Origin of the sequence: Andreprevotia sp. IGB-42 (assembly GCF_009848685.1) — a bacterium.
Classification (GTDB): Bacteria; Pseudomonadota; Gammaproteobacteria; order Burkholderiales; family Chitinibacteraceae; genus Andreprevotia.
Genome location: NZ_WXTX01000001.1, coordinates 493502 through 510025 on the forward strand (window position 1 = coordinate 493502; position 16524 = coordinate 510025).

General features: G+C 61.3%; 17 protein-coding genes. 7 read left to right on the plus strand and 10 right to left on the minus strand.

Going from position 1 to position 16524, the window contains the following annotated elements:
- Positions 1-66 precede the first annotated feature (66 nt).
- The 8 genes from IGB42_RS02220 to tssB all read right to left on the minus strand — a co-directional run bounded on the left by IGB42_RS02220 (position 67) and on the right by tssB (position 7522).
- Positions 67-825: a tetratricopeptide repeat protein gene (locus IGB42_RS02220; protein WP_159666018.1), complete on the minus strand. Its 759-nt coding sequence runs from the start codon at positions 823-825 to the stop codon at positions 67-69.
- A 57-nt stretch (positions 826-882) separates the two neighbouring features.
- Positions 883-1902: a type VI secretion system baseplate subunit TssG gene (tssG, locus tag IGB42_RS02225; RefSeq protein ID WP_159666021.1), complete on the minus strand. Its 1020-nt coding sequence runs from the start codon at positions 1900-1902 to the stop codon at positions 883-885.
- Complete coding sequence (tssF, locus tag IGB42_RS02230; RefSeq protein ID WP_159666024.1) at positions 1899-3740, minus strand: type VI secretion system baseplate subunit TssF; 1842 nt, start codon at positions 3738-3740, stop codon at positions 1899-1901. The genes tssG and tssF overlap by 4 nt, the downstream gene beginning before the upstream one ends.
- A 26-nt stretch (positions 3741-3766) precedes the next feature.
- On the minus strand, positions 3767-4459 hold the full coding sequence (locus tag IGB42_RS02235) for a putative adhesin (RefSeq protein WP_159666027.1): 693 nt from the start codon (positions 4457-4459) through the stop codon (positions 3767-3769).
- Positions 4416-4895, minus strand: coding sequence for a type VI secretion system baseplate subunit TssE (tssE, locus tag IGB42_RS02240; RefSeq protein ID WP_159666030.1), 480 nt, complete (start codon positions 4893-4895; stop codon positions 4416-4418). The genes IGB42_RS02235 and tssE overlap by 44 nt, the downstream gene beginning before the upstream one ends.
- A 60-nt stretch (positions 4896-4955) precedes the next feature.
- The gene (locus IGB42_RS02245; protein ID WP_159666033.1) at positions 4956-5447 is read right to left on the minus strand and encodes a type VI secretion system tube protein Hcp; all 492 of its coding nucleotides are present in this window, start codon (positions 5445-5447) and stop codon (positions 4956-4958) included.
- Positions 5448-5522: 75 nt separating this feature from the next.
- Positions 5523-7007 carry a type VI secretion system contractile sheath large subunit gene (tssC, locus tag IGB42_RS02250; protein WP_159666036.1) on the minus strand — a complete coding sequence of 495 codons (1485 nt, stop codon included), beginning with the start codon at positions 7005-7007 and terminating at the stop codon, positions 5523-5525.
- A complete protein-coding gene (tssB, locus tag IGB42_RS02255; protein WP_159666039.1) occupies positions 7007-7522 on the minus strand; it encodes a type VI secretion system contractile sheath small subunit in 516 nt (171 codons plus the stop codon). Before tssB ends, tssC begins: the two co-directional genes overlap by 1 nt.
- A 253-nt stretch (positions 7523-7775) precedes the next feature.
- On the opposite strand from tssB, the gene IGB42_RS02260 reads away from it, so the two are divergent.
- Genes IGB42_RS02260 through IGB42_RS02275 form a run of 4 tightly spaced genes read left to right on the plus strand, consistent with a single transcriptional unit; the run spans position 7776 to position 12717 of the window.
- Entirely contained in the window at positions 7776-8555 is a 780-nt protein-coding gene (locus IGB42_RS02260; protein WP_159666042.1) for a hypothetical protein, read from the plus strand.
- On the plus strand, positions 8552-10573 hold the full coding sequence (locus tag IGB42_RS02265; protein WP_159666045.1) for an MFS transporter: 2022 nt from the start codon (positions 8552-8554) through the stop codon (positions 10571-10573). The genes IGB42_RS02260 and IGB42_RS02265 overlap by 4 nt, the downstream gene beginning before the upstream one ends.
- Positions 10570-11562, plus strand: a complete 993-nt coding sequence (locus IGB42_RS02270) for an ABC transporter substrate-binding protein (RefSeq protein WP_159666048.1) — start codon at positions 10570-10572, stop codon at positions 11560-11562. Before IGB42_RS02265 ends, IGB42_RS02270 begins: the two co-directional genes overlap by 4 nt.
- Positions 11563-11577: 15 nt before the next feature.
- Complete coding sequence (locus IGB42_RS02275; protein ID WP_159666051.1) at positions 11578-12717, plus strand: glycerate kinase; 1140 nt, start codon at positions 11578-11580, stop codon at positions 12715-12717.
- 69 nt (positions 12718-12786) lie between these two features.
- Here IGB42_RS02275 and ggt read toward each other — a convergent pair whose 3' ends face one another.
- Together ggt and IGB42_RS22115 are read right to left on the minus strand one after the other, a co-directional pair.
- Positions 12787-14520 carry a gamma-glutamyltransferase gene (gene ggt, locus IGB42_RS02280; RefSeq protein WP_159666055.1) on the minus strand — a complete coding sequence of 578 codons (1734 nt, stop codon included), beginning with the start codon at positions 14518-14520 and terminating at the stop codon, positions 12787-12789.
- Between the two features lie 208 nt (positions 14521-14728).
- Complete coding sequence (locus IGB42_RS22115) at positions 14729-15142, minus strand: hypothetical protein (RefSeq protein ID WP_236822464.1); 414 nt, start codon at positions 15140-15142, stop codon at positions 14729-14731.
- 51 nt (positions 15143-15193) lie between these two features.
- Between IGB42_RS22115 and IGB42_RS02290 the strand changes: the two genes are divergently transcribed.
- From IGB42_RS02290 to mobA, 3 genes are read left to right on the plus strand one after another with little or no spacing between them, the layout of a single operon-like run.
- A complete protein-coding gene (locus IGB42_RS02290) occupies positions 15194-15454 on the plus strand; it encodes a MoaD/ThiS family protein (RefSeq protein ID WP_159666058.1) in 261 nt (86 codons plus the stop codon).
- A 1-nt stretch (position 15455) separates the two neighbouring features.
- Positions 15456-15947, plus strand: a complete 492-nt coding sequence (locus IGB42_RS02295) for a molybdenum cofactor biosynthesis protein MoaE (protein ID WP_236822465.1) — start codon at positions 15456-15458, stop codon at positions 15945-15947.
- On the plus strand, positions 15940-16524 hold the full coding sequence (mobA, locus tag IGB42_RS02300) for a molybdenum cofactor guanylyltransferase MobA (RefSeq protein WP_159666061.1): 585 nt from the start codon (positions 15940-15942) through the stop codon (positions 16522-16524). The genes IGB42_RS02295 and mobA overlap by 8 nt, the downstream gene beginning before the upstream one ends.

The following is a 16524-nucleotide window of genomic DNA, read 5'->3' on the forward strand; positions in this document are numbered from 1 at the left end:
TGTCAAAGTTGTGCGGACGATGCGTGCATGCAATTGCACAGCGGTGTTAATGGGTGAGTGGCCTGTTCAGCGGGCCTGTTCCAGGTTTTGATAGGCAAGCGACAACCTGCGCAGCGTGGCCGCATTCAGTTCCCGGTTGTGACGGTTCCAGCGCTGCATCGCGCGGTCGATATCGGATTTGAGTTCCAGCGCGATCTGCTTCTCGCCCGCGTGCGCGGCCCAGATCGCGTATTCGGCACGCACTTCGAAACTGCCGAAACGCTGCACGGCGGTGTCGAACGCAGCCCTGGCTTCGGCATTGCGCCCGGCACCGCCCAATGCACGTGCAATCAGCAATGCAAGCTGCTCGGCACGGAAATCAGGGTGGCTGGCCTGCACCGACTTCAGGTGGGCAATGGCCTGGTCATGGCGCTTGTTTTCCAGCGAGGCGCGCGCTGCACCCAGGCGGATTTCCGGATCAGCGGCAAACGGGCCTTTCAGGCAGGCTTCGTAGTTGACGGCTGCCTCGTCGGCTTTGCCGGCTTCCAGCAAGGCACTGGCAAGGCGCATCTGGTTTTGCGCGGTGGGCGTGTAGTCGAACGCGCTGGTGGCTTCACGCAGCTCGCGCGTCGGATCCAGCACCTTGACCGCAGCGCTGACCACACGCTTGGCGCCACGCTCCAGCCGCGATTGCGGCAGATAGATGCTGAACGCGTACACCACGCTGCCCATCAGCGGGAACGAGAACAGGATGAACAGCCAGTATGTCTGCTGGCCGGTGCGTACCGCATGTACCGCAAAATACAATGCAACCAGAAAGTGCAAACCCAAACCCAGAATCGGCATGTTTCCCTCGTCAAAAATCCAGATCGATTGATTGAATGTTCATCGGCCGCGCCGCCATCACGCCGCCGCCAGCCGCTGCGCGTATTCCGGCAGCACCACATCGCTGGCATCGTTCAGCGCCGTTTTGGGCCGATCCAGCCACGTGGTCCAGCCCAGCCGGGCACTGTTGTTGCCCGGCTCACCCAGAATGCATGGCGGTGTTTCGCGTTTGTCGAGCACCAGCTGCACATCGAATTCCAATGCGTGGCCCACGCAGAATTTCACCATTTTCACCAGTGCGCGGTAGGCCTTGCCGGTGGGCAGGAAATCGTCGAAACGGCTGCGCTTGAGCGGGCCGATGCGGAGACGGAATTTGCTCTGGCAATCCCAGGTCTGCTTGCCCAGCATCGGGTGCTCGCCCAGCGTGCAATTGATCATGCCCAGCCGCGAACAGTCGGCCTCGTCCAGCCGCAGCCAGTGGCCACGAAACTGCTCCAGCGTGACCGGTACATCAAACTGGTCTGACAGGATGGCCTGCATGCCCTCGACGGTATGTGCACGCTCGGCAAAGCGGCCGGCATAAAATGCAAACAGCTGGTCGTCCACGCCCTCCGGCGCCAGCCGGCGTTGCAGCCCGGTTGTGCCCAGGCCTACCAGCGACATCACATGGCGCTGAAAGCCATCGCGGCCACCGCGCTCGTAATCGACGAACACATGGTGCTTTTGCCACGATTGGTAAAACAGCGTGGTCAGCCGGTGGCTGAACAGGTCGAAGAAATTGTGTGCGGTCTGGTCACGATGGCGGAAACGCCGCTCCAGCAGCATTTCGGTATAGCGCGCTGGCAAGGTGCCGGATGGGCCGGTCAACCCCATGAAGGTGACAGTCATCACCGGCGGGCGGAATGGCTCCGGCTGGGTCAGCGTGTAGATGGCACTGGCAGGGGTTTCCAGCGACAGCAAGGTACGGAAACGGACCGGATCATCACCGACCGCGCCACCCTGCTGTACCTGCGCCGCGCGCAACAGCCGCACCGCCTGGAAAAAATCATACGCATACGGGCGTTCGTACAGGTCGCCCAATACTCCGGTCTGCATCATCCCAGTACCGCCTTGCCCGCGCGTGGCGGCCAGGTCTTCATCGGTTTTTCACGCTGGCGCGTTTTCACCGTCAGGCGGGTGAAACTGTTGATCGAACCATACAGCCCCAGGAAACGTTCCAGCACGCTGGACAGCAGATACACCCCTGCGCCTTCAAACTGCTCTTCGTCCAGCTCCAGCTCCACCGCAATACCACGGATGAACGCGGCCTGGTAACGCGTGGCCAGCTTGGCCACTGTCGGCTTGCTGGTCACCTGGCGTATGCCCATGATCTGCTTGCGGGTAGCGGCAGAATTGGCGAAGTTGTACAGGCCCAGCAGTTCCCGGAAGGCCTCGGTACTCTCGGTTTCACCATCGGCAATCGACAGATGATTGAGGCTGAGATGCGAAATCAGCCGCCACATGGCAGCGCGGCCCATGGCAGGGCGCTGCGTGGTGGTGGGTTTGCGCAGGCAATGGATGCGCGATACCGGCGAGCCACCCTCGATCTCGAAATCTCCCTGCTCACCACCAAACGGCAACATGCCCGGCAGATCACGGTTGGTGCAGGTGATCTCGATACTGAGTGCCTCGGTGGCAGGCAGGTTGGGATCGAAATCCAGATCGACCAGTGACAGGTACACATCGGTGCCCGGATCATCGGCGCGCGCGCCTGGCCGGCGCGTGGCCAGCCAGAAAGTCTGCTGTGCATCAGCCTCGTTGGCGTGGTGCAGGCCGAAGAACGGCTGGTATTCAACGATATCGGCCCGGCCCTGGTCCTTGACCAGCTTGCGCACCACATCCACCGAATACACTTCCATGCCCCAGGGACGGCGTACATCGGGTATCACCTGGTATTCGGTCTTCAGATGCGTGATCTGCAGCGGCTCGGCACTTTGCCGGAACAGGTTGACGATGGGTGCGCAGCCCAGCCGGAAGGTATCGGCATTGATGGTATCGGCCAGCTTGGCCAGGCGGTCGGCGCGCTCGAACTCATCGATATGAATGGCAATTTCCATGTCCTTGCACGCGGGGGGCAGCTCGGCGGCCAGCAGCCCCACCACGTCGAAGAACATGAACTTGTCTGGAAAAACAAAGTATTCCTGCAGCAGGCGGTAGGCGATGGACGAACGCTTGTCGTAATCGAGCAACCCTTCGTCCTCTTCAAACCCGACCGGGCGGATGGCGTCCGCCGCCAGTTTCACTTCATGGCCACCGGCATATACGGTGGTCTTGCGTACATTGTTGAACAGCAGCTCATACAGCGCGTGCATCACCGGTGCTTCACCCTGCAGGAAGAAGCGCAAGCGGTCTATGCCCAGGTCGTTCAATACCTGGCCGGGGTGTGCCTGGATGCGGATACGTACGATGGCTGCGGCATCATCACGGCGTAGCGAAAAATCCGCGCGCTGTATCGGCTCGAAACGGGCATCGGCCACCGTGACCGGCCACAGTTCCACCGGGTAGGCGGTACGGAAACGGCAGGGCATGTCGTTCACCCGCCGCGACAGCAATTGCGCATGGCGCGGAATGGCCAGCTTGCCCGACAGGTTCATCTGCGTGGGGTCGATGGTGAACTGCACCACCGACATCGACGGAATCGGCCGCAAATAGTGCGGGTAAAGCACGCCCAGCAAGGCATCGGTGATTTCGGGAAATTCGTCATCGAGTTTGTGATGGATGCGCGCAGTCAGGAATGCGAACGATTCGATCAACCGCTCGACGTGCGGATCTTCCGATACCCCCTCTTCCAGCAGCAAGCGGCCGGCCACCTTGGGAAACTGGCTGGCAAACTCGCGCCCGAGCTGGCGTAACGATGCCAGTTCGCGGTTGTAATAGGGAAGCAGATCTTGATGCATGGATACCTTGCGTTTACGTCAGGCAATCAGCTGAACAAACGCCATTTGATGGACGATTTGACTTGGCCGGTATGGTCACCACGGCAACAAGCCACATGAAATTCGGTGATTTGCGGTGCATGGCGCTTGATAGCGGAAATGATGCTGCTCAAGGTCTGATAATGGCCAAAGGCCCAACCCCGGTTGCGGATGGTCACAACATGCGGCGTCCAGTCATCCCCTTTGCCCTGCATATAATCCATGGCACCGCGGATATCCGCGTAGTCGGAACTCATTTTTTCCCAGTGGTAACCCACCCCCTTGAACAAGCTGTAATTGGGAATGCCTGTCGATGGGCCGGTAATGATCTGCATATCTGCCTCTGCCGGCTTTACCTGCCCCTTTACCGCATAACCCGGATTCGTCAGCAACGCATCGCCATGATTCTGCTGCCAGAAACGCAGCTCGATGCCTGCAGGCAGATCGAAGCGACCGGACGCCCATAATTGCCCACCATGACCGAAGATCAGGCAACGTTTTTCGCCTGCCTTGTCGCTGCGGAAAAAGTACAGGCCACTACCAACTGCCGCCTGTCCTTTCGCTTTTTCCATGTCATGGTAAATGTCGTAATTCTTGGGGTTAGGCATCGCTCGAAACTCTTGTTTTTGATTTTGAATACCCCGGCGGCACCGGGTACTACTCGATTTTGTATAACTGGGTTGCCACTTCCAGCACCGCATCAAACACCACCGGTTCCGGCACCGGATCTACCTTGAGCAGCGCTTCGATATGGAAGCTGAACTGGCTCAATTGCCCCTCTTTCTGCACCAGATGCACCTGCACCTGCGTCAGGCGGGATTCAAAGCGCGCAATCACCGAATGGATTTCCGCCCTGATCCGCACACGGTCGGCCTCACTGGCGGCGCTCAGCGCAGAAAAATCCGGCAAGCCATAGCTCACCACCGAGCGGGCCAGCTCGGGAAATGCATCCAGATTGGTCACCGAATCGGCACGGGTATTGAGCAAGCCTTCCAGATCGCGCGCGACCGACTGCTTGAGCTGATCGAGCCCTTGCCGGAATGTCGGCTGATAGTCATTGATCTCGAGCGGATCGTCATCGAACAGCCGATCAAGCAGCGATGGGGTAATGCGTATGGTTTGCGGGCGTGTCTGCATGGCCTGTTCCGGAACAATACGGGCCGCATGCGCGGCCCGTATTCACCCTTGGGGCAAGGATCAAACCTTGACGTTGGTGGTGATGTTCCAGCCTTCCGGCCCGATCTTGTCGCCCTTCGAACCATCGTGCAGGATCGGGGTGTATTCCCAGGTGACCTTGCCGTAGGCAATCGACAGGCTTTCTGTCGGACGGTCATCGCCACCGGAGCTGCCGCTCCACTGGATGCTTTCGATCATGCAGTCCTCGAACACATACTTGATGTAGGTGTGCTTGGAACCGGTGGTCAGACACAGCTCGACTTCAGCCTTGTCGAAATGCTTGCCGGCTGCAGATGCAGATGCAAGCTTGATCGACGCCTTGTCGTACTTCTTCATCACATTGAACGACGAGAAGCTGGCCTTGCCTGCTGTGAGGCCGCCGGTGGCGCTGCCCACGGTCACCGGGTTGCTGATACCCAGGCTGAACGAGTACAGCTCGATCCAGTCTTTGTGTGCATCGTCAGTGCTCTCGCCCTTGACATCGCCAAGCTTGAGGTAGGAATCGTATGCCATGCCAAATTACTCCAGTTTGATTGTTCGGATTCAACAGGTTGAAGCGCGCCGGCGTGCCGGCGCTGTTTCAAGGGTTTACTTGGCCGGTGGCGGCAGATCAGCCACAAGACGCAAGCTGGCGGTAAGGCCTTCGAGCTGGAAGTGCGGTTTCAGGTAGGCCACAGCCTTGTAGAAACCCGGCTTGCCCGGAATCTCGCTCACATCCACGCGGGCTTCGCGCAGCGGATACTTGGCCTTGATTTCCTGGCCGGCATCATCCGAACCAACCACGTAGTTGCTGATCCAGCGGCCGAGGAACTGCTCGCAATCGGTGCGGGTCATGAAGCTGCCCACCTTGTCGCGCACCATGGATTTCAGGTAATGCGCAAAGCGCGACGTGGCCATGATGTATTGCAGCTGGTTCGACAGGCGCGCATTGGCATTGGCTGCATCGGTATCGTACTCCTTGGCCTTCTGCACCGACTGGGTGGAGAAGAACGCCGCGTAATCAGTCCCCTTGCAGTGCACCAGCGGGATGAAACCGAGGTCAGCGAGTTCTTTTTCACGACGGTCGGTAATGGCCAGCTCGGTCGGGCACTTGAGCGCCACTTCGCCGTCATCGGTGGTGAAGGTATGCGTAGGCAGGCCCTCAACCAGGCCGCCGCCTTCCACGCCACGGATGGCAGCGCACCAGCCGTACTTGGCATAGGCGTTGGTCAGGCGTGTGCCCAGCGCGTACGACGCATTCACCCACAGGTATTTGTCGTGTTCCTTGCCGCTGACGTCTTCTTCGAAATTGAAGGCTTCGACCGGTACGGTGGCGGAGCCATACGGCAGGCGGCCCAGCACGTGCGGCAAGGTCAGGCCGACATAACGCGAATCTTCCGAAGCGCGGAACGACTTCCACTTGGCGTATTCAACGGTGTCGAAACCCTTGGCCAGATCACGCGGCTTGGACAATTCAGTCAGGCTGTCGAGACCGAACATGCCGGCATTGGCTGCCGAGAAGAACGGTGCGTGCGCGGCAGCGGCCACGTGCGACACTTCTTCCAGCAGGTACAGGTCTTCCGGATGATTGCTGAACTCGTAGTCGCCCACCAGCGCAGCAAACGGCGCGCCACCGAAGGTGCCGTATTCTTCTTCGTAGATTTTCTTGAACAGCGCAGACTGGTCAAACTCTGCCGCGCCCTTGAAATCCTTGATCAGGTCTTTCTTCGAGGTGTTGAACAGGTTGATCTTGAGGCCGGTACCGGTTTCGCTCTGGTGCACGAGGTAGTGCAGGCCACGCCACGAACCTTCCAGCTTCTGGAAATCTTCGTGATGCATGATGGCGGACAGTTGCTTGGAGAGCACGCCATCGATTTCCGCAATACGCTTTTCGATGCTGGCGATCAGGTCTTTGGACACCGTCACGGTACCCGACAGCACTTCGTTGACAAAGCCGCTGATCAGGTCCTTGGCACGGTCTTTCTCGGTATCCGAACGGGCAACGCGGGTTTCGTCGATGATGCTGTCGAGCAGGCTGCCTTCGGCTGCTGCGGCGCCTGCGCCAGCGGCGGCTTCTTGTTGTGTATCGCTCATTACTTGGCCTCCTCAGCGCTGTAACCGGTTTCCTTGCCCAATGCCTGCAGCTTGGTGGTGTCTTCCAGGATTTCCTGCAGCACTTCGCCCAGGCGCTCGTTGCTGTACATCTTGTTCTTCAGATCCGACAGCTTGTTGCGGATTTCCAGCAATTTTTTCAGCGGCTCGACCTGGCTGGCAACCTGGGCCGGTTCGAAATCGGCAATGGTTTTGAAGCTCAGATCCACGGACAGCTGGCTGTCATCGTTGGCCAGCGTGTTGTCCACGCGGAAGGCCAGATGGGGTTTGGTGCCCTTGAGCACATCATTGAAATTATCGCGGTCGATGTTGACGAACTTGCGGTCCTTCAACTTGGGCAACGGTTCAGCCGGATGACCGGTAAAATCGCCCAATACACCCATCACAAAGGGCAGTTCCTTTTTCTCGACTGCATCACCGACTTCAACGTCGTACGTGATCTGCACACGCGGGGCGCGAACGCGGTCCAGCGTATGCTGCCTGCTCTCATTTGCCATTCCGGATCTCCAAATTCAACAACTTAGACGTGGGTTTCCCACAGTTGACGGTCACAAAAAAACGCATCGTCATACTTTCATCCTCTCAGAGTAAAATGACAATGCGTGGATGAACAAGTCGATTAGATTTCTCTAATGTTTTCACGGGCCAGACATCGGTCTTATTAGCTGTAGTCTCAATTTGCAAAAAATCCAGCCTGCTTTTGCTGATCATCGGATCAGACAACAACCTACAAAACTGAACGGAAGCTGAATGTTCTCTCGTGTACTGCCCCGCCACTGGCCGCTGTGGTTGCAGCTTGGGCTGCCGATCGCGCTGGTGGTCAGCATGTCGGTCGGCCTGATCGCCTTCCTCAATTTCTTCAATTACCAGAAAAGCTATCGCCAGCTGCAACTGGATCGCTACCTGGTACTGGGCAAGGATGTACGTCAGGCGATCGAATCCGGCCTGAACGTGGGGCTGGATCCGGCGGCCAACACCCGGCTGGAAGGCTTGCTTGGCCAGTTGCGCCAGGAATCGGCCGGCGTGCAGTTCATGGCCGTGGTGGATGAAGCCGGCAAGCAACTGGTGGCCACCGGCACCCTGCCTGCTGGCCAGGACTGGGCTGTCACCCCCGCCAGTGCACCAGCACAGAACGATTGGCAAAAGCAGGACGACGCGCTCTACTATCTGGGGCTGCCCTACCGGAACAGCTTTGGTGTGGCCATCGGTTCGCTGGTGATCGGCTATCCGCGCAGCGCCATCGATAACGCCACCACGGCGATGCGCTTGCGGCTGCTGCGCCTGTGGCTGCTGGTCAGCCTGGCAGTCTTTGCGGTGACGCCGCTGGCGGTCTGGCTGCTGACCCGCAAGATGAGCCGCGAGCTGGATCTGGCCGCACATGCCATCGATCACGCACTGGATCCGGATCCGCCGGAAATCCCGCAGTTCAAGGCGCTGGGCGAAGAACTGGCGCAGGACATCCCGCAATTCATCCGCAGCAGCCGTGAATCGGCCAGGCTGATCACCCCCGCAGCACCGGAGCAACCATGAAGCGCCTGCAAATCAGACTGATCGCGCTGGCCGTGGCTTTGCTGGTAGTGGCATCTGCGGTGCTCTCGCTATTGGCGCTGCGCGATTTCGAAACCGGCCTCACGCCGCAGATGGCGGCCGGCGACCGTGAAATCGGCGCATCGGTGCTGCGCGTGCTCGACAAGGCACTCGATTACGGCGTGCCGTTTGCCGAGCTGCAGGGCGTGGATACCTTTCTGGATGGCGTGCGCCACGATAACCCCAAGGTGGATTACCTGATCATCACCAATGGCTGGGGGCAAGCGCTATACAACAGCCGCGCCAAAGACCTTGCCAACCGTGGCGAGCTGGAAGACCGGCTGGCGCACTGGACACAGGGCCTGACCAGCGAACAGGTCGGCCCTTACCTGAATACCGCCATTCCCATCCGCAGCCACGGCGAGCAGATCGGCTGGCTGCATCTGGGACAGAAGGCCGACGTGGCACGCCAGCAACTGAACGACGTGGTGCTCGATCTTGTCACCGTGCTGATCGTGGCCGGGCTGGTGGCACTGGAGCTGCTGCGCCTGCTGCTGACGCTGACCGTGGCGACACCGGTGACGCTGCTGCATGATTTCCTGGCCAAGGTGCGCGAGGGCGATTTCAGCTGGCAGTTGCCGCGTGATTATCTGGGTGGTGTGGGCAAGCTCAACCGCCACCTCAACCATGTGGTCAAGGTCATCAATCACCGTTACCAGCAGCTACGCACGGCGGCACGCCAGCAAGGCCGGATCACCCCGACCCATGGCTTCCGCTTTCTGGACAAGGGCGAGCGCCACACGCTGTACGTGACCGCGCTCGATTACATCCGCTGGCCGTTTTTCCTGCTGGTGTTTTCGGATTCGCTGTCGCTGTCGTTCTTCCCGGTGTATGCCGGACAGTTTTACGATCCTGCGCTTGGGCTGTCCAAACAACTGACCAGCAGCCTGCCGATATCGGTCTTCATGCTGGTATGGGCGCTGGCCATGCCGTGGGCCGGACAATGGTGTGACCGCGTCGGTTACCGGCGTGCATTCAGCGTGGGCGCCATCATCACCACCGCCGGCCTGCTGCTGACGGCGGTATCGCAAACCTTTTTCGACCTGCTGCTGTGGCGCTCGATTACCGCCATCGGCTACGGTGCGGTGTTCGTCACTGCGCAAAGCTATATCGCCAACAACACGCCGGCCCACCAGCGCACCCGCGGCATGGCGCTGTTCCTGTCCACGTTCTTTGCCGGCTCGCTGGCGGGGGCTGCCATCGGTGGCATCCTGGTGGACCGCCTGGGCGACCGGCCCACCTTCGTACTGTCTGCGCTGCTGTCCGCCGCTGCCGCGGTATTCGTCGCCCGGGTGATCCGCCGCAAGAGCGGTGGTGGTGCCAGCCGCAAAAATCTGAAACTAGCTGACTTCGCCACCTTGCTGCGCCACAAGCAGTTTGCCGCCATTACCTTCCTGACGGCGATTCCGTCCAAGATCGCGCTGACCGGCTTCCTGTATTACTCGGTACCGCTATACCTGAAATCGGTGGGCGCATCGCAATCGGGCACCGGCCGCATGATGATGGCGTATGGCCTGGCCATCATCATCCTGTCACCACAGATTGCCCGGCTGGCCGATGCGCTGGGCCACCGGCGCTGGTTCGTGATTGCCGGCGGCTACGCCGCGGCCATCGGCATGTTTGCCACCTACCTGAACGACAGCCCGCTGGGGGTGTTGATCAGCATCACCTGCCTGGGCATCGCCCACGCAGTGGGGGTATCGCCGCAACTGGCGCTGGTGGGCGACTATTGCAAGGATGCGGTGGAGGAAATGGGCCAGGCCACCACCACGGGCATCTTCCGGCTGATGGAGCGGCTGGGCAACGTGCTGGGCCCGCTGATTGCCGGTGCGCTGATTGCCAGCTACGGCTTCAAGGGCGCGTTTTACGGCGTGGGCTTGCTGATCCTGTGCACCACCACGCTGTTCATGCTGCTGTTCTTCCGTTTCGATGCACAAAACGCCAGGGCGGTACCCGCATGAAACACCTGCAACGATTGCTGCTGCTGGCGCTGCTGGCGCTGCCACTGCTGGCCCGTGCCGCAGAGCAAAAACCCTACCGCGTGATGATGCTGCTTTACCGCGGCAGCACCGATGCCGAACGCGGCTTCATGGATTACCTGAAAGCTCGCCTTCCGGTGGAGTTCATCGTGCGCGACGCAGCCGAGGACAAGGAAAAGATCCCCGGTTTCATCGCGGAAGCGAAAAAGCTCAAGCCTGACCTGATCTACACCTTTGGCACGTCGATGACGCTAGCTACCGTGGGCAAGGCCGACAATGCAAATCCTGCCGGCACCATCAGCAATATTCCGGTGGTATTCAATATCGTGGCGGACCCGGTGGGCTCCAAGCTCAGCCACACGCTGGCAAGCTCCGGGCGCAACCTCACCGGCGTATCGCACCTGGTGCCGATGGCCGACCAGCTGAAGGCGGCCGAGCGATTGGGCAAGATCGGCCGGCTGGGCGTGGTGTACAACCCGCAAGAGCCCAATTCGCTGCTGGCGGTGAAAGACCTGCAGGATAATGCCGCGCGCTTCGGCTATACGTTGCTGCCCGCAGCCATTGCGCTGGACGACGCCGGCAAGGCCACGCCGGAGGCCATTGCCGCAGCGGTGCAGCAGCTGTTGATCGGCAAGATCGATTACCTGTACCTGCCCTCCGATTCATCGCTGATCCAGCAAGCCGATGCCATTGTCGCGCCGGCCACTGCCGCGGGCGTACCGGTGATATCGGCCACCGAAGCGCCAATACGCAAGAACGGCGCACTGATGGGCCTGGTAGGCAATTACTACAATGCCGGTGCGTTTGCCGGCTACAAGGCCGAGCAGATCCTGCTGAAACGCAAAACCGCCGCGGCCATACCGATGGAAACACTGCAGCGCTTTTCGCTGGTGGTGAACATGCAGACCGCGCGCGCACTCAAGCGCTATCCGCCGCTGGAAGAGTTCCGCATTGCCGAGCTGTTGCGCTAAGCCGCCCTTGCCGCCATGAACATCGTCATTGCGCCGGATTCGTTCAAGGAAAGCCTGCCGGCCAGTGCGGTTGCGGCCGCGATACTGGCAGGCTTCGCCACCGGCTTTCCGGCAGCCCGCTGCGTGTGCCTGCCGGTGGCAGATGGCGGCGAAGGCACGGTGGATGCGATTGTGTCGGCCACCGGCGGCCGCGTAGTGGCGGCAACCGTCACCGGCCCGTTGGGCCAGCCGGTCGATGCATTCTTCGGTCTCAGCGGCGACGGTGATACCGCCATCATTGAAATGGCCGCTGCCAGTGGCCTGGCGCTGGTGCCCCCTGCCCGGCGCAACCCGCTGCTGACCGGCAGCCATGGCACGGGCGAGCTGATCATCGCAGCGCTCGATGCCGGTGCGCGGCAGTTGATCATCGGCATCGGCGGCAGCGCCACCGTCGACGGCGGCGCAGGCATGCTACAGGCGCTGGGGGCGGGTTTGCACGATGCACAAGGCTCGCAGATCCGCGCCGGCGGTGGCGCACTGGACCAACTGGCGCGCGTGGATCTTGGCGGGCTGGATGCACGGCTTGCCGATTGCACGATTGCCGTTGCCTGCGATGTAGACAACCCGCTATGCGGCCCACAGGGTGCAGCAGCGGTGTTCGGCCCGCAGAAAGGCGCCACGCCAGCCATGGTGGCGGCGCTGGACGCCAACCTTGCCCACTACGCCAGCGTGCTGGCACGGGCTACCGGGCGGCATGTTGCCCCCATCGCCGGGGCCGGTGCAGCCGGCGGCCTGGGCGCCGCGCTGCTGGCGGTGCTGGATGCACGACTGCGCCCGGGTATCGATATCGTCAGCGAGGCCATCGGCCTGGATGCAGCCATCGCTGCTGCCGACCTGGTCGTTACCGGCGAAGGCCGGCTGGATGGGCAAACAGCGCATGGCAAGGCACCGGCCGGCGTGGCGCAACGGGCCCGCGCCCACGGCAAACCGGTGATCGCCATTGCCGGCAGCCTGGGCGACAACGCGGCCATGCTGCACCGGCACGGCATCGACGCGATGTTCAGCGTGCTGCCGCAGCCCTGCACGCTGGAACAGGCGCTGGCAGATGCGCCGGCCAACCTGCAGCATACCGCCCACAATGTCGCGGCCTTGCTCAGGCTGGGGCAGTGCCTGTAGCACCCCGGTCTACCCGCAACAAAGCAAAAGCGGGGTTGCCCCCGCCTTTGCCTGCCACTTGGGGCGGTGCTATTGCTTCTGCACGATGGCACTGCCGCCACCATGGCGCAGCGGCTCGCTCACCGCGGTCACCGTGCCATCATCGTTGAAGCGCAGGCCATTGGCGGCGCCGATTTCATCGGTTTCGCTCCAGGTGTGGCCATAGGCTTCCAGCGCTTGAGCCTGCGGACTGCCGACAAACTTCAGCAATGATTCCACCTCGGTCTTGTCGCCATTGCGCTGGCTCATGCGTGGTGCAGCCAGTGCCTCGCCCAGACTCATGCCCAGGTCCACGTGGTTGACGATGGTCTGCATCACCGTGGTGATGATGGTGGAACCGCCGGGAGAGCCGATGGAGAACGCAGGCTTGCCGTTCTTGAACGCCAGCGTGGGGCTCATGCTGGAGCGCGGGCGCTTGCCGGCTTCCGGCACATTGGGGTGCGGGCCACTGAACTCGAAATCGGTCATCTCGTTGTTCAGCAGGAAACCCCGCCCCGGCACGACGATACCGCTGCCACCCCAATCTTCAATGGTGAAGGTATAGGCGACGATATTGCCTTCGCGGTCGGTCACCGTCAGGTGGGTGGTGTGTGCGGGTTCCGCCGCCAGCGCCGGCTGCGGGCGCAGCGGCACCGACAGGTCGTTCTGGAACGGGTACGGATCGCCCTGCGTGGCCTTGCCATGCGCGGTTTTCAGGTCGATCTGCCGGGCGCGTTCCCGCGCGTATTCTTTGGAGAGCAAGCCCACCCTGGGCACATCAATGTATTCGCCATCCGCCACGTAGGCATTGCGATCGGCAAACGCCAGGCGCGACGCCTCCAGGTACAGGTGCTCGGCCTGCGTGCGCGGCATGGATTTCAGATCGAAGTTTTCGAGGATATTGAGTGCCTCGGCAATGGCGATGCCGCCGCTGGATGGCATGGGCATGCCATAGAGCTCGTAGCCGCGATAGCTGGAGCGAATGGGCTGGCGCAGCCGGGCTTCGTAGTCCTTGAGGTCATTGAGCGTCATCTGCCCGGTCAGCACCGTCACGCCAGCCTTGGTGGGTGGGGTATTCACCGCCTTGACGATACTTTGCGCCAACGCACCTTCATAAAAGCCCTTCACGCCACCCTTGCCGATTTCCCGGTAGGTATTGGCCAGATCGGGGTTGCGGAACAAGGTGCCCACCGGCAAGGCCTTGCCCTCTTTCAGGTACAGGCTGGATGTGGATTCGAAACGGCCGAACTTGGCTTCGTTCAGCGTATTGATGCGGTTGAAGTTGGGCTCAACCTTGAAGCCCTGCTCGGCCACGCGGATGCCCGGCTTGAGCACCTGCGCAAAGCTCATCGTGCCGTAACGGGTCAGCGCTTCATTCCAGCCGCGCACCGTGCCGGGCACGCCCACCGAGAGACCGGTCGGCACCGCATCATCCCATTCGATTTCCTTGCCGTTTTTCTGGAACACCGTGGGGCTGAAATACGCCGGCGCGGTTTCACGGTGATCGATGGTGATCACCCGTTTGTCCTTGGCCGAGTAGATCATCATGAAGCCGCCACCGCCCACGCCACAGCTGAACGGATCGGTCACGCCCAGCGTGGCGGCCGCCGCCACCGCGGCATCCACTGCGTTACCGCCAGCGTCGAGAATCTCCATCGCCGCCCGGCTGGCCTGATCCGAGATCGTCGCCACCGCGCCGCCATGGCCGGTGGCTACTGGCTGTTTGGCCCAGGCGGCTAGCGCCGCCGTCATCAATATCGCGCTTAACAGTGCCCTGTGCTGCATGATCGCTCTCCTCGGGAAGGTATAACGATGCTAGCAGCATGCTGATGCCAAACTTAATGGGCATTTACCCCTAAGGGAAAGTCGCGTCAGGGTCTGTGTTTGATCGCAACCTGAATGTCGCGCGCTGGTCGGTAACTGCGGCCATCGAATGGCGAGCGCTTGAGCGTGGCAAGATCAACATCTTGCAGGCAGCGCACATTGATTGCAGTCATGGGCGCGCGGAGGGGTCGCTATCCATGCCGAATGGCGCGCAGCCACAGCCAGCGCAAAAATGGTGCGCAATCACATGCTTGTTGACTAACGCCAACGCGCTTTCAGGCATATGCAGCCGCAAGCCGTCACGCGGCACGAACCACAGCAGATAGCCCTTGCGCTGGCAATGCGTGCAGTTGCACTCGATGACCATGCTGAAAATCGCCCTCGACCTCGTAACGCGTCTGTCCGCAGTGGCAGCTTCCTGAATAAAGCATGGATTGCTCTGTGCCAGCATCTCATGCATGCCGGTATTGTCATTTCCGCTGCCCGGCACCGACCAGACGTCATTGCGATGGGGAGCGATCCCGCGTCTGCAGTACGGGTATGGCGCCGCAGTACATACCGGTCGGCAATCGCCGATAGCCATGACGGCCCAAGTTGCGGAAAATACCCTGATCAATCCACCGGGAGCGCTGCCATGAGTACCCTGCACCTGCGCTACTTTGCCCGCCTGCGCGAGCAGTTCGGCCGTGATGCCGAACCGCTGGGCATCCCTGCCGTGCCGTACACGGTGGGCGACGTGATCGACCTGCTGATCGCCCGTGGCGGCGTATGGGCGGAAGAGCTGGGCGGCCCGCGCGTATTCCGCGTGGCGGTGGATCAGGAAATGGCCACCTTGGACACAGCAGTGCATGATGGTGCCGAACTGGCGATTTTTCCGCCGGTGACCGGAGGCTGAAATGATGGAAGCCGCCTGTGGCACCCCGCCACGCATCAGGGTTGCCGTGCAGTACGAGGATTTCGATCCCGGTGTAGAGGAAGCCTGCCTGCATGACGACGATCACCGTATCGGCGGCTGCGGCTGTTTTGTCGGCCGCGTGCGTGCAGACAATGGCGATGACCCATTGCTGGCGCTGACGCTGGAACACTATCCGGGCATGACGGAAAAAGCGCTGACCGCGCTGGCCGGGCAGGCGGTCACCCGCTGGCAGTTGCTGGGGGTAACGCTGATCCACCGCATCGGCCGCTTGCAGCCCGGCGAGCGCATCGTGCTGGTGCTGACCGCCAGCGCGCATCGCCAGGCCGCGCTGACCGCCTGCGAATTCCTGATCGACGCACTGAAAACCGATGCCCCGTTCTGGAAGTGTGAGGAGCGCAGGCGCAGCAAGCAGTGGGTGGATGCAAAAACCAGCGATGCCAATGCCCGCAGCCGTTGGGGGCAGCATGACTGAGCGCCCGGATGTGCTCATTCTGTGCGGTGGCGAAGGCCGGCGCATGGGCGGTCAGGACAAGGGCCTGGTGTTGCTCGATGGCGTGCCGCTCTACCGGCACGTGCTGAACCAGCTGGATCATCAACTGGTGGGCCAAGTGTGGATTTCCGCCAACCGTAATCTGGCGTGCTACCAGCAGCATGGTCATACCGTGCTGACCGATACCCGCAGCGGTTTTTGCGGGCCACTGGCCGGTATCGAGGCCGGCTTGCTCGCCACCTGCGCAGACTACCTGCTGGTACTGCCCTGTGACGTGCCACAGCTGCCCGGCGATCTTGCCACGCAGCTGTGGCAGGCACGCAGCCAGGCAGCAGTCGTCCGTGCATGCAATGCCGAGCGCGCCCAGCCACTGGCCTGCCTGATCCACCGCGCCACGCTGCCGGTACTGCAGGCGGCGCTGGATGCCGGGCACTACAGCGTGATGCAATGGCAGGCGCTGGCGGGGGTGGCAGAAGTCATGTTTGATGCCCCGTTCACCAATATCAACGATGCCGCCACATTGGCTGCCATCGCCCCGCCCCTTGCAATGCCGGCCTGA

Bases quoted from the DNA above. Each gene is read 5' to 3' on its own strand.
- IGB42_RS22115 (WP_236822464.1), bottom strand. From the start codon at position 15,142: ATGGCTATCGGCGATTGCCGACCGGTATGTACTGCGGCGCCATACCCG.
- ggt (WP_159666055.1), bottom strand. From the start codon at position 14,520: ATGCAGCACAGGGCACTGTTAAGCGCGATATTGATGACGGCGGCGCTA.
- IGB42_RS02270 (WP_159666048.1), top strand. From the start codon at position 10,570: ATGAAACACCTGCAACGATTGCTGCTGCTGGCGCTGCTGGCGCTGCCA.
- IGB42_RS02245 (WP_159666033.1), bottom strand. From the start codon at position 5,447: ATGGCATACGATTCCTACCTCAAGCTTGGCGATGTCAAGGGCGAGAGC.
- IGB42_RS02220 (WP_159666018.1), bottom strand. From the start codon at position 825: ATGCCGATTCTGGGTTTGGGTTTGCACTTTCTGGTTGCATTGTATTTT.
- tssE (WP_159666030.1), bottom strand. From the start codon at position 4,895: ATGCAGACACGCCCGCAAACCATACGCATTACCCCATCGCTGCTTGAT.
- tssC (WP_159666036.1), bottom strand. From the start codon at position 7,007: ATGAGCGATACACAACAAGAAGCCGCCGCTGGCGCAGGCGCCGCAGCA.
- IGB42_RS02275 (WP_159666051.1), top strand. From the start codon at position 11,578: ATGAACATCGTCATTGCGCCGGATTCGTTCAAGGAAAGCCTGCCGGCC.
- IGB42_RS02265 (WP_159666045.1), top strand. From the start codon at position 8,552: ATGAAGCGCCTGCAAATCAGACTGATCGCGCTGGCCGTGGCTTTGCTG.
- IGB42_RS02260 (WP_159666042.1), top strand. From the start codon at position 7,776: ATGTTCTCTCGTGTACTGCCCCGCCACTGGCCGCTGTGGTTGCAGCTT.
- IGB42_RS02235 (WP_159666027.1), bottom strand. From the start codon at position 4,459: ATGCGGTGCTGGAAGTGGCAACCCAGTTATACAAAATCGAGTAGTACC.
- mobA (WP_159666061.1), top strand. From the start codon at position 15,940: ATGACTGAGCGCCCGGATGTGCTCATTCTGTGCGGTGGCGAAGGCCGG.
- IGB42_RS02295 (WP_236822465.1), top strand. From the start codon at position 15,456: ATGATGGAAGCCGCCTGTGGCACCCCGCCACGCATCAGGGTTGCCGTG.
- tssF (WP_159666024.1), bottom strand. From the start codon at position 3,740: ATGCATCAAGATCTGCTTCCCTATTACAACCGCGAACTGGCATCGTTA.
- IGB42_RS02290 (WP_159666058.1), top strand. From the start codon at position 15,194: ATGAGTACCCTGCACCTGCGCTACTTTGCCCGCCTGCGCGAGCAGTTC.
- tssB (WP_159666039.1), bottom strand. From the start codon at position 7,522: ATGGCAAATGAGAGCAGGCAGCATACGCTGGACCGCGTTCGCGCCCCG.
- tssG (WP_159666021.1), bottom strand. From the start codon at position 1,902: ATGATGCAGACCGGAGTATTGGGCGACCTGTACGAACGCCCGTATGCG.